Genomic DNA, 12,739 nt, shown 5'->3' on the forward strand with positions numbered 1-12,739 from the left:
AAAAAAACATCGATATTTATTGCAAAACATCGTAAGAAGGTGTAGAATCATACAAGAACGCTCTTTCTCGGTTTACCGTTTCACTGTATTGGCAAACCAGCTTTTTTAAAAAGCCCAGGATGGTTTGCATAGCTAAAAATTAGGAAGGAGGAAAGAGGGACAGTTTTAACTGTAAACCAGGAACAACAATAAGGAGCAAGATTAAGCTCTGGAATTTCCAGGCGATTAGTGATGAGCTATTGCTGGAACTTCCGGATAAAAAAACCCAAATTTTAACAACGGAGGAAACAAAGTATGAAGAAGATTACTGTTAGCATTTTAACAACATTGTTAATGCTATCCATGGTATTCTCCTCAAGCGTATTCGCAGCTGAAAAAGAACAGTCAGCCTGGGATTCGTTTTTAGGATTATTCAGTGCTAAAACAGCTGCAACATCAGATGTTGGCGTTGAGTACCGTGGACACATTCAAAACGTAGGAAATTATCCACTGGATGGTTCCTGGATTCAAGGACCAACCGAATTAGGTACAGAAGGTAAAGGCCTTCGATTGGAAGGATTCTGGATTCAATTAGATGGCGATGTGCCAGCAGACGCACACATTGAATATCAGGTTCACGTACAAAACGTGGGTTGGATGGATCCAGTTCAAGATGGCGAATTTGCCGGTACTGAAGGAAGAAGCTTACAAATTGAAGCCATTAAAATTTCTTTAGTTGATGACGAAGGCGTTCAATTAGAAGATTACTCAGTAGTATACAGTGGCCATGTACAAAACATTGGCGATGTAGGTCCTTTTACTAATGGCGAACAATTAGGAACAGTTGGTTCTTTCTTACGATTGGAAGCAATCGAAGTTGAAATCGTTCAGAACCCAGCTGACTTAACAGAATACAACGCCGCTTTAGCAGCTGTAACTCAAGCTGATTACACAGCAGCTAGCTGGACAACTTACCAAGCAGTTGTAAATGCTAACAAAATGACTGAAGATAATCTTCAATCAGAAGTTGATGCAGCAACAGCAAATATTACCGCTGCTCAGGCTAACTTAGTTGCAATTCCAAAAGTTGTAAGCGTAGCAGTGCCTAATGCAAAACAATTAGTTGTTACATTTAACAAAGCAATGGATAAAACAACTTTATTAGCTAATACTACTACATCTCAAACAACTGATGATTATGTTTTATCAGTTGATGGAAGCGGTAAAACTGTAATTGGCATTGCATATTTAGATGCTCAAATTGCTGTAAATAGACCTTCAATCACAGGTGCCGCTGGTGGTGCTACAGGTGCCTTAAGTGCAGATGGAAAAACATTAACCATCACTCTACCAGGCGCTGAATTCTTCAAAGATCGATATACAGTAACAGTAGGAACACCTATTAAAGATACTACTGGTTTAGCTTTACCAGCTGTATACACAGCTAATATTAATGTAACTGATACAGCAAGACCTACACTTGTTGGAGTGACATATACAAACTTCCAAATTGCAAAAGTAAGCTTTAGTGAACCACTCGCTGCTGCTGGAACAGTAACTTATGCTTTACCAGATGGTACAGCGATTACGACACCAGTTGCTTCAGTAGATGCAGATGGAAAAATTCAGATTGACTTAACAGGGATTGCCGCAACTGATGTAAATAAAAATATCACTGCAACAATCATTGGTGCAACTGATTATGCAGGTAATGTAATTTCACCAAATCCAATTACTGTAACAGTGATCAAGAATACTCAAGATACAACAAAACCAACAGTTTCAAGTGTTACTGTAACAAGTAATACTACATTTGATATTAAGTTCTCAGAAGCTCTGATTTCTGATCCTACAATTGCACCCATTACAGCATCTGCTGTCACAGTTGTTAAAGATATAAATGATGCAACTGTTTATCATGCAACAGTTGCTGCAGCAAAAACAGGATTACAAACAGTTTCTGTAACAGCATTCTCTGATTTGTCAAACAATGCAGGTGATGTCCCAGCAAACAAAGTTGTAAACTTCTCTGCTGATACAGCAGCACCAACAATTACTTCATCGAAAGTTGAAAAAATTGATGGTATTGAATACTTAGTATTAACGTACAACAAAAATGTAACTGCAAATGCAGGTGTTACTATTAATGGTTCCTATGTTGATAACTATGTAACAACACCTATGCCAGCATTAACTACTGGTGCCGCAAATACAGCATTTGCACTGTATAAACCAGTTGATGGCAAGTCTATGTCAGTACAACTGGAATTAACAACATTGACAAAAGCAGCTGAATACACAGTTACTTTACCAGCAGCTTTAGTTACTGACTTGTTTGGTAACAATAACGCAGAAGTAACTAACTTCAAATTCACAAGAACATCCAATGCTAGTACTTCAGCACCAAAATTAGATACAACTTATGGTACTAATGGTGTATTAGTAGTTGATAACAACACAATTCGAGTACAATTTGATAGACCAGTTGCAGGAGCAAGTGCTCTCACACTTTCAAACTATGCACTTGAAGGAACCGTATTAGAGAGCGTTACTTTACAATCTAATACAACAAACGGTCTTGTTGAATTAAAAATTGCTAAAGACTCAAATACTCTAACTGGTTCACGTACCTTAACTGTAAGTGGTGTAACTAGCCAGACTGGCGATGTAATGGCAACTGCAACAGTAGCAGTTGCACTTAACGAAAATGTACGACCAACAGTAAAAACAGCACAAGTAACTACAACTAGTGTTATTACTTTAACAACTTCAGAAGATATTAACCCAGCAACAATTGCAGCTGGAGATTTTGAAGTATATGTTGGTGGTAATAAAGTGACTACAGCCGTTACTGCAGCAGCTGGTGGTACTGCAAAACAGATCACACTTACATTAGCTGTTCCATTAACAGCAACAGATTTATCAGCAGGCGTAGTAATTAAACCAGCAACTGGTATTACAACAGCTGATACAGTTGGAAATGTATTAAACTTAACTCAAATTACAGTTACTCAGTAACTAGAAAAAAGAGATAAATTTTAATATATTTAAAGATTCAAAAGACGATCCCAGTTCTTCGGAACTCGGATCGTCTTTTTTTTTGGAGACACGGGGACGTTTCTGGTGTCAGGTGGAGACACGGGGACGTTTCTGTTGTCACATTTAAAAGAAGTAAGCGCTCAAGGAGGTGACATGGGGACGTTTCTATTGTCACATTAGTTGAAAAAGTCTGAGCAATCTGACTGAAAAATTTTGTAGTAGTTGCAGTGGCTTTATGCTTTTGTCTGTTTTCAATGAGTTGTGCCAGTTTGGGATCATCCAAACTCACTTAAGAATTTGAATTCTCCAACCAGTCCATCTTTTTTGTCCCCAAATTGCCGTCAGTGCCGACAGTCGTGTCAGGCGAATTTCAGTTGTGATGGTTCCGGGCTCCAGTGCCAGTCGATATGATGGTCAGAGCCAGTCAATCCGGACAATAGTGCCACTGGTTTGGGGGATAGGATTAAAAAACCGTTCCAGATTTCCCCACAATCATCGGTCACTGAATCAAACCCCCATCTTAAATACATATTATAATCATGAGAGATCATTGGCTTAACCGGTCAATGGTCTTATTTTATTTTTGGAGGAAATCAGCATGGATCAGAAAACAGAAACAATCATCAGCCAATTAAAAAATGCCCTGGAAAGACAGGAACCAGGAACCAACGACCACCAATGGATCATGGGAATCAGCATCAACGATGATCGGAAGCAGTGTGTCATTGTTCGGGTTGTCCTGAAAACGAATGGATCACCCTATGTCGATGGTATGGATATTCTCTTTGACAAGACCAGTGACCAGCTCACCATGGACCCCAACTACTATCAGAATAGTCCCGACTTTATGGGTGGCACTGTGACCGATAGCTTTAAATGGCTCAGAAATCATGGGGATCTGATCTATCAGCAAATGGATGATCCCGATGACAGTGATCGAGGGAGTTTAGAAGCATCAGCAGTGGATGAATTAAATCACGCAGAAAATAATTCCAATGAAAGCAGGTGTTCAAAATGACCATGACCATTGAAAAGATCGAATTCCCAAGACGAGAAACCAAACAAAGCAAGTCCAGGAAAAGCATGACAATTGATTCAGACGATGAACCCGTGGTGCCAGTTGAAGAAATTGATCCAGTCATTGAGCAACTAGACGCTGATAAGTCATTAGAACCGGAAGAAGCACAAAAACGTGACAAGTCATTGAAAATGGAAGAACCACAAATACCAGACAAGTCATCAGCATCATTGGCAGCAATAGCTATCATCGACGAAACCATTTCTGCAATTCAATCCGCTTTTGAGAACCACCTGATGGAAGACGGCAAAGGATCAGCGACTATTGCCAGCTACACCGGTGATATTCAGGGCTTCATCCAGTGGTTAAAGGAAAAGAAGTTGCCCTTTGATGGCAAGCTCACCAGACTGAGTATCACCAGTTATCGCAAACACCTGCAGGAAGCCAACTATCGGATCAATACGATTAATAAAAAGATTAATAGTCTTCACAGCTTCAACCATTTTCTGATAGCAGCCGGATATTGTCAGGAAATGGTGGTGCATCCCAAACGGGATAAGATCAAAGTAGCCAATGGCAGTGAGGCGGAAGTGGTTGTCTTTTCAGAAGATGAGGTGGAACGGTTGTTGTTCTTCCTGGAAAATAAGGAACAGGTTGCCCTGCGTGATAAAACCCTGGTCTATATTCTCCTCTATGCTGGACTGAGGGTTGGTGAATTGGTCAATCTAAAAATTCAGGATCTGGATCTACTGACCATGAGTCTTAAAGTCGTTGGTAAGGGCGGTAAATACCGGGAAGTCCCCTTAAAACCGGAAGTTGCTGAAATCATCAAGACATACATGGAAAGTGATCGCAAAGAAAGTCCCTATGCTAAAAGTTGTCAATTGTTAGTCACCCAGCGATCCGGCAAGATGGATACCGATACCGTCAATAAGGTAATGAAGAAATTGGGGAAGAGTTTAAACATGACCATTTTTCCTCATAAATTCAGGCATACATTTTGCACACGACTATTGAAGAAAGGTGTTGATCTGACGACGGTGGCTAAATTAGCAGGACATGCCAGTATTCAAACCACCGCCAGCTACTACATCAACACCAGCCGTGAGGATAAGCAGGAAGCCGTGGGATTGTTGTAGTCAGCAGTAGTTTGTGCCAAATCTGTCGTCAGTGCTGTCAGTATCGTCAGAAGAATTGTCGGTACTGACGGTACTGACGATAAAAACGGAATAAAAGGGTGGAAGGAGGTGATCGGTCGTGCCATGGTTTCTAGGTGGTGTCATTGCTGGAGCAGCACTGTGTGTTGTTGTTGAGAGCTATGTTGAGTTCGCTTGATTAATTAAAATAATGAAGAAAGCATAGAAATAATGGATTCGGTGGAAATCGATGATCGTCATAGCCTTCGCAGAAAATGATCAAAACAATGGATTTGGTGAAAATCGATGATCGTCATAGCTTTGGCAGGAAGTGATCAAAATAATGGGTTCGGTGGAAACCGATATTCGTCATGGATTTCGCAGGAAATGATCAAAATAATGGATTCGGAGGAAATCGATATTCGTCATAGCTTTGGCAGGAAATGATCAAAATAATGGCTTTGGTGAAAAAGCAATATTCGTCATTAATTCAAAAAAAAAGGAGACCGGGAAGATGTTCAGTTTGATAGCAACCATCGGAACAACTGCAGCCATTGAATGGTTCACAGGTGGTGTATTGTTTGGCATTTCAGCCTATTCAGCAGCGAAAGAAACAACGAAATAACGAAAAAACAGCCTTAACCTCATCAGCGGGGTTAAGGCTATTCATTTTGCCAAAAATCAAAAAGATAAACGAAAGGAAGATATAATCATGAAAAAAGATAGAACCGAACCACCAGCCAAGCGCATTCAGATCTTGTCCTTAAGACTTGTTCGGGAGGGTAGTATCCTCTATCAAACCCGAAGAATCTCATCACCCAAAGACGCTGTGGGGATTGGGCAGCAATTTCTGAAAGATGCAGATCGGGAGCAGGTCATTGTCTGCTGCCTGGACACCAAGAACCAGCCACTGTCAATTAGCGTTGTCAGCATGGGAATCCTGAACAGCTCATTGATCCACCCCAGGGAGATATTTAAAACGGCAATATTAACCAATGCCGCCAGTATCATGCTATTTCACAATCATCCCTCAGGTGATCCTGAACCCTCAAATGAAGATTTGTCAATCACCCAGCGGATTAAGGAAGCAGGGGTACTAATGGGGATCGAGCTGCTGGATCATATCATCATCGGGACAGAGGGGCGATATTGCAGTTTGAAGGAGAAGGGATTGGTGTAGGCTCAAATAATCTATGAATATATTAGCTTAAATCAGTTTAATAATATAAATAAATATTGACGAAAAAAATAAAATATGTTATTTTAAAACTATCGCAAATGATATAAATTGTTTGTTGATCTTCTGCATTATCAGAATTTTCAGATTCAAAATACGGATATTCGGGTGTGGCATAAGACTGGAGCTGAAAGAAGACAGCATTCGGCACCGTGGGATACGGTGGGTCACAACTAATGAGATACAATAAGCAAATTGCTTTTCCTGTATTTCGCCTGATTTGAAAACAAGAACAAAGGTTTGATAAAAATTGACCTTATGTTTTTGTTGCTCAAATTATGACGAAGCGGAAAAGCAATTTTTTTGTCTCCATTTAGAGTTATTTGGATTAATAGGCAAATAGAGCAACCGCTTTTAGTCAAAGATATTCGTCTTTTAAATAACTTACTAAGGAGAATATATGACTACTGAATTTCTATCAAAGATTTACAAGAGCGAGATGCTAATAGGTTCATTAATCAAAATCGGTTTTCACGCACAAGAAAAGGGAGGATGATGATCATGTGAAAAAAATAGACCAACCAGTCGGCAGGTGAAATTGGAGATCAACGATTAATTTAGTGAAGAAGTTGATAATAACAAAAGAAAAAAGTGACTATCATTTTAAAGATAGCAAAATCTAATAATTGAAAGGAGGATTTCAAAAAATGGAATCCTTATGTAATGAAAAAAAGAAATTATTAACACCCGTTCAATCGTCGAGCACGGTAATCAAGGTCGTAGTGTGGATCAAATTGTTGGTTCGTCTGAATTCAAATCTGAAGAAGGGAGGGATGACATGTCTGAACAAAGAAAGAAGGCAATAATCACTAAAATCCTATTAGACGAAGATGCGATTCAGCATATTAAAACAGTATTGCCAGTGTTGCCGGATGGTACATATCACAACTACGAACTCTATGCTTCCTTCACAGGACAACGGTATAACGTAAGTGACATGACTTTCGACACCGATTATCGAGTTTTAATACTCGAAGGAATTAGAATTATCGGGATAGCAATTTACACCCATACTGAATCCGCTGAACTTCTTTTTGATCATATAATGTATCCGCAAATGGAGTGCGTCTTGTTCAATGAAAACGAAGTATTTAACATGAAGGATTGGTTTTGTGGAACTTCAGTCTTTGACATAAGTGTTCGAAAATATTGGGCTGGTTCTCAAACAAAGAACTACATCACCAGTATTTTCACCTTGAATCAACACAAATTAGTCGCTTTTGACTTAAATAATGGTGGCACTATCCTAATGGATGGTGCGGACAATTCCGCTTATGAGGGTAGTAATTCAGAAGTAGTGAAAAATACGGATAATAAATATGATCGGAGGAGTTAATGTCACATCAAAAAATAAAAATAAAAATTAATAATGTTAAAGACACAATGGGACAACAAGTTGGTGCTATCAATGATGATCGTTCCCTGCAACCACAAGGCTTGCACAGAGACAAAATCCGTCAGGCGCTCAACAAGTTTAAACGTGGCCAAGAATTGACCGAAATCAGAATCCTAAGAACGGATCAGGGTACGGTTTCAGGGTATTTTGACAATGTGGAAGCCCTGGTTGATCAAGCTGCCTTATATGATGGTAAATATAACACCTTCATGACCTTGAACCAGGTGAAGTCGGAATTGTTGGATCGCAGCCCAAATAAGTTGACGATCCATGCCAAACAGACCACTTCTGATGCAGACATTGCAAAGATTAAAAACATATTGATCGATGTTGATTCGATGCGACCAACTGGTGTTTCCGCAACCAACAAAGAAAAGGCAGAAGCTAAAAAACTAGCCGAAAATATCAAACCCTACCTGAAAGAACACGGTTTTCCTGAACCATTTGAAGCCGATTCAGGTAATGGCTACCATCTGATTCTGCCGGTGGATCTGGAAAACACCCCGGAAAACGTTCAGCTGCTGAAGAAGTTTCTGGAAGTTTTGAGTTTTCGATTCTCAACCAACACCGCCGAAGTTGATCGAACCACCTACAATCCAGCCCGAATCACCAAACTCTATGGCACCGTGGCTTGCAAGGGTGACAACACCGAAGAAAGACCACACCGGCGATCAGAACTCTTGTATGCGCCAGAACAAATTGTGGCAGCAACAGTGGAACAGATCAAAGCAGTGGCAGATAGCCTGCCGGAAGTGTGCCAGCAGATTCCAAAAGCAAATGGAACCAAATGGAATATCCCGGAACTGATTGAAAAGCATGGCCTCGATCTGGCCTTTGAGAAAAAATTGAATGGCAAGCATACGATCTATGTTCTGGGTACCTGTCCCTGGAATTCCGAACACACCAATGCCGCAGCCTACATCATTCAGTTTGACAATGGCGCAGTCGCAGCTGGCTGTCATCACAATAGTTGTATCGGCGAAGATTGGCAGTCACTGAAAAAACAGCTGGGCGAAAGTACGGTGATGGAAGGTCTTTCAGAAAATCCATCAGCCGACAAGGAACCAGCCAAGCAATCGGATGTCATTCTGGAACTGCTCAGTGATTGCACGCTATTGCATGGAGACGACGGCGAAGAATATGCCAGTGTCGAAATTGATAATAAACTCTATGTCTATAAACTAAAGACCACAAAATTCAAGCAATTCATGCTAAAACGCTATTATGAAGCCAAAAAGACGGCTCCGGGCAGTGAAGCCGTTAATCAGGCACTGGAGATTCTCGCCATGAAAGCCAATTTTAGTGATGATGAAATTGAAATCAATCGCCGAGTCGGGATGTCAGAAGTCGGGAAATACTACTATGATCTCCATCATGATTCCCGCTATGTTCAAATGACGAGTACAGGGTGTTCCATTGTCACCAATACCGATGTCTATTTCTTCCAACCTAAAAATATGGGACGACAAGTGGAACCGGATTTTAGTGCTCAGCCAGAAGATCTGAGTGATTTGATTGGCAAGCATTTTCGAATTAAAAATGACCAGGATGTGATTTTGTTTGCCAGCTATCTGGTTAGTTGTCTGATTCCCGGTATTCCCCATCCGATTTTAATATTGTTTGGCGAAAAGGGATCTTCGAAGTCCACCAGCATGCGAATGCTGAAAAAAATCGTTGATCCCGCCCGACAGGATGTGTTGGCTATGCCGTCAGCCAATAGTGATTTGGCCGTTGTCTTGACAAACCATTATATGCCTTGTTTTGACAATCTGACCTACCTGTCAGTTGATAAAAGTAACATGCTTTGTATGGCCGCAACAGGCGGTTCGATTTCCAAAAGAACCCTCTACACCGACTGTGATGAGACAATTCTGGAAATCAAACGATGTGTAGTCTTGAATGGGATTAACATTGTTGCAAACCAACCAGATTTGTTGGATCGTTCTATCACCATGGAATTGTCCCGGATCAGTGTCGATGAACGACTTCCGGAAGATGTCATTTGGAATACTTTCAATGCCGATTTGCCAAAAATAATGGGCGCAATTTTCAATACACTCTCAGCTGCCATCACCAGACGCCAGAATCTGCAACTGGAAAAAGTCGGCAGAATGGCCGATTTCAGTTATTGGGGTTACGCTATTGCTGAAGCAATGGGTAAAAGTGGTCAGGAATTCCTGGATGCCTATCTCGATAATCAGAACCGGGTCAATGAAGAAGCATTGGCTTCCAATCCAGTAGCGACAGCCGTGATTGCACTGATGCGTGGGAATTTTAAATGGATCAGCAGTGTTGCCAGACTACTATACAAGCTGGAAATGGTTGCTGGTGATGAGCAGATCAACACCCATCAGAAAATATGGCCAGCGGATGCCAATGTGTTGAGCAAACGACTCAAAGAAATCAAAAGCAATCTTGAAGAAATTGGGATTCAATACGAAATCCGACATGCCGGTGACTACAAGAAGATCATCATCACCAATGTTAAAAATGAGGAAACCGGACAGACAATCGAAGATGATCCGAAGAAAACCATGACGAACACACCCCTTTCGGGATTTGGTACGACAGAAGCTTTGAGTACGGAAGCAATTGACATCAACACGTTGTTGGACTAGGTATTAAAACAACTCAAAACTCACCGTCTTTTTGTTCCCAAACGATCGTCAGTCGAGTCAGTCCCGACAAAAACTTGTCGCCAGGGACGGTACTGACGCAAAAAACGGGGAAAAAGGGTGGAACCGTATTCAAACATTGGAAAAAATCGATGCAATCCAGAAAAAACGTGGGCGATTCCACTTGACACAACGCAATTATTTTTTTATGAATTTTTATCTAATGACTCAGGTCATGGATTGCCACTGAAAAATTAAATATTCCCCCTTTTTGTTCCAAACCTGTCGTCAGTCGAGACAGTGCGGTCAGATCATTGTCGGTACTGACGCTACTGACGATAAAAACGGGACAAAGGGGGGGCTTCAAATCAGAATGGATCAAATACCATTTTCATATACATAAATTAAGAAGAAACGTAATCAAATCCTAAAATCATCACCCAGTCAGACGAATTAAATCCCCCTTCCAGATATATATTATTATTGTAGTGGGGATGGCTGTGAATATAAAAATAAAGAAAAACAGGAGGAAATACCAATGCTACTTAAAAAAGCCATTGAAACATACTTGGATTATTTAAAAGCCAAAGAACGATCAAAAGAAACCATTCGAGGGTATGGGCAGGAACTGAATGCTCTGAGTCTCTTCATTGAACAGGAGCACAACGGAGCGGTTTATCTTGATGACATTGAACTGAAGGATCTGGAGGGCTATCTCACCCGTCAGAAGGAAAAAGGCAGTTCAGCCAAAACCCGAAGTCGGCAGGTATCGATACTTCGATCCTTCTATGCCTTTCTTTTCAAACGTGATCTGGTTGAAAAAGACATCAGCCAAAAACTGGAGAGTATTTCCTACCAGGAAAAGGAACGCACCCATCTGACCCCGGAAGAAATGGAAACCCTGATTGAAAATATTGATCATCCGTTGGTTAAGACAGCAACCATCACCATGGCCAATACCGGTCTTCGCATCAGCGAATTGTGCAAACTGACTTTAAATGATGTGGATCTTAAGAAAAATCTCATTCAGGTACGTCAGGGAAAAGGCAACAAGGATCGGGTGATTCCCATCAATGCCAAACTGAAGGAAGAACTGGTCAATTATTTAAATACCATCCGACCCAAAACCACTTCCAGCTATTTCTTTGCCACCACCCGAACCGGCAGACTCTCCCGGCAGACAGTGAATGAGACTCTGATTGAAACGGTGGCTAAACTGGGCTGGGAAAAGCATGTCACCGCCCATATTCTGAGACATTCCTTTGCTTCCAATCTGGTCAGAAATCAGGCTCCCCTGCCAGCAGTTCAGAAGCTACTGGGACACAGCAATCTCACCGTCACCAGTCGCTACATTCATCAGGATATTGGTCAACTGCAGCAGGCTGTCAATCTCATTTAGGGATTGGCAGCGATGATTCAGAAAAAGAAAGGAAAAAAATAATGAAAGCATCAATGGAACCCATCTATGATCAGCGTGTCACCGAGACATTGGCTGGCCTGATGGAAGGAAAAACAAGAAAAGAACTGGCTGAAACCTTTGAACTGGCTAATTGGCGATCCCTGGACACCTATCTGCGCCGAAAAGGCTTCACCTGGGACAGTCACAATCAGACCTACATTCCCGCCGTGACAAAAGCAGACACTATTCTTGACGAACTGGAATCCGGAGCACCATTCAAAGCCGAAATGATCATCAAGCGTTTTGAAGAAATGGGTGATGACAGTGATCCCAGAACCATTGCCCGGGAGTTTGGTTTAAAGATCACCGGGAGTTGGGTGAATACATGGAAAGTAAGCAGTTATTGTGGGATTCTGGAAAGAAAAACTATGTCCTAGTGACGGCGAACACCAGTGACGAAACAATGGCAGAAACGGACAATCTCAATGACAGTGTTTTTAAGTCAGCTGGAAAAAGTGGTGAATCTGCAGTGGGACTGATGGAACTGGAACCCTATCTGCCAATACTTCAGATGCTGCTACAGAACAAAGATCGACTGGTGACACTGCTGATGCCTCAATCCGAAGGAACACTGCCCCGCTATGCCATTCCCGGAAAAGCGGGTTCTCAGACCATCTATTTCTCAGATGCTTTGATTCGACTAATGAAGGAATATTGTGACAGTAAAAATGTGAAACAGCGGGATGTTCTTGAAATCGCTCTGACTGAATTCTTCAGACGTTATGGTTTTCAGCGGGAAATGGACAAGCTGTTGGCCAAATGCTAGCCGGATGATCTTCCCCCCTTTTGTCCCGTTTTTATCGTCAGTGGCGTCAGTACCGACAATGATCTGCCGGGACTGTCAGCATTGTCGATAGTTT

At 41.4% G+C, this 12,739-nt stretch carries 9 protein-coding genes; all 9 read left to right on the forward strand.

Annotated elements, in window-relative coordinates; genetic code table 11:
- Positions 1 to 294 precede the first annotated feature (294 nt).
- The 9 genes from CHL1_RS04270 (at position 295) to CHL1_RS04310 (ending at position 12,645) form a co-directional block, all read left to right on the forward strand.
- Entirely contained in the window at positions 295 to 2,997 is a 2,703-nt protein-coding gene (locus tag CHL1_RS04270; protein WP_070372870.1) for a hypothetical protein, read from the forward strand.
- 619 nt (positions 2,998 to 3,616) lie between these two features.
- On the forward strand, positions 3,617 to 4,036 hold the full coding sequence (locus CHL1_RS04275; RefSeq protein ID WP_070370126.1) for a hypothetical protein: 420 nt from the start codon (positions 3,617 to 3,619) through the stop codon (positions 4,034 to 4,036).
- Complete coding sequence (locus tag CHL1_RS04280; protein WP_242871574.1) at positions 4,033 to 5,175, forward strand: tyrosine-type recombinase/integrase; 1,143 nt, start codon at positions 4,033 to 4,035, stop codon at positions 5,173 to 5,175. Before CHL1_RS04275 ends, CHL1_RS04280 begins: the two co-directional genes overlap by 4 nt.
- 709 nt (positions 5,176 to 5,884) lie before the next feature.
- Positions 5,885 to 6,352, forward strand: coding sequence for a JAB domain-containing protein (locus tag CHL1_RS04285; protein WP_070370133.1), 468 nt, complete (start codon positions 5,885 to 5,887; stop codon positions 6,350 to 6,352).
- Positions 6,353 to 7,187: 835 nt separating this feature from the next.
- Complete coding sequence (locus tag CHL1_RS04290) at positions 7,188 to 7,745, forward strand: hypothetical protein (RefSeq protein ID WP_070370127.1); 558 nt, start codon at positions 7,188 to 7,190, stop codon at positions 7,743 to 7,745.
- Positions 7,745 to 10,423: a hypothetical protein gene (locus CHL1_RS04295; RefSeq protein ID WP_250934836.1), complete on the forward strand. Its 2,679-nt coding sequence runs from the start codon at positions 7,745 to 7,747 to the stop codon at positions 10,421 to 10,423. Before CHL1_RS04290 ends, CHL1_RS04295 begins: the two co-directional genes overlap by 1 nt.
- 535 nt (positions 10,424 to 10,958) lie before the next feature.
- The gene (locus tag CHL1_RS04300; protein ID WP_250934838.1) at positions 10,959 to 11,819 is read left to right on the forward strand and encodes a tyrosine-type recombinase/integrase; all 861 of its coding nucleotides are present in this window, start codon (positions 10,959 to 10,961) and stop codon (positions 11,817 to 11,819) included.
- 41 nt (positions 11,820 to 11,860) lie between these two features.
- Positions 11,861 to 12,256 carry a hypothetical protein gene (locus tag CHL1_RS04305; RefSeq protein WP_070372853.1) on the forward strand — a complete coding sequence of 132 codons (396 nt, stop codon included), beginning with the start codon at positions 11,861 to 11,863 and terminating at the stop codon, positions 12,254 to 12,256.
- Positions 12,205 to 12,645 carry a hypothetical protein gene (locus CHL1_RS04310; protein WP_139142417.1) on the forward strand — a complete coding sequence of 147 codons (441 nt, stop codon included), beginning with the start codon at positions 12,205 to 12,207 and terminating at the stop codon, positions 12,643 to 12,645. Before CHL1_RS04305 ends, CHL1_RS04310 begins: the two co-directional genes overlap by 52 nt.
- Positions 12,646 to 12,739 lie beyond the last annotated feature (94 nt).

This window comes from Acetobacterium wieringae (assembly GCF_023700225.1).
Lineage (GTDB): Bacteria > Bacillota > Clostridia > Eubacteriales > Eubacteriaceae > Acetobacterium > Acetobacterium wieringae.

What these genes read in the sequence shown, in the direction of transcription:
- CHL1_RS04270 (WP_070372870.1), top strand. Translation starts at nt 295, where the DNA reads ATGAAGAAGATTACTGTTAGCATTTTAACAACATTGTTAATGCTATCC.
- CHL1_RS04275 (WP_070370126.1), top strand. Translation starts at nt 3,617, where the DNA reads ATGGATCAGAAAACAGAAACAATCATCAGCCAATTAAAAAATGCCCTG.
- CHL1_RS04280 (WP_242871574.1), top strand. Translation starts at nt 4,033, where the DNA reads ATGACCATGACCATTGAAAAGATCGAATTCCCAAGACGAGAAACCAAA.
- CHL1_RS04285 (WP_070370133.1), top strand. Translation starts at nt 5,885, where the DNA reads ATGAAAAAAGATAGAACCGAACCACCAGCCAAGCGCATTCAGATCTTG.
- CHL1_RS04290 (WP_070370127.1), top strand. Translation starts at nt 7,188, where the DNA reads ATGTCTGAACAAAGAAAGAAGGCAATAATCACTAAAATCCTATTAGAC.
- CHL1_RS04295 (WP_250934836.1), top strand. Translation starts at nt 7,745, where the DNA reads ATGTCACATCAAAAAATAAAAATAAAAATTAATAATGTTAAAGACACA.
- CHL1_RS04300 (WP_250934838.1), top strand. Translation starts at nt 10,959, where the DNA reads ATGCTACTTAAAAAAGCCATTGAAACATACTTGGATTATTTAAAAGCC.
- CHL1_RS04305 (WP_070372853.1), top strand. Translation starts at nt 11,861, where the DNA reads ATGAAAGCATCAATGGAACCCATCTATGATCAGCGTGTCACCGAGACA.
- CHL1_RS04310 (WP_139142417.1), top strand. Translation starts at nt 12,205, where the DNA reads ATGGAAAGTAAGCAGTTATTGTGGGATTCTGGAAAGAAAAACTATGTC.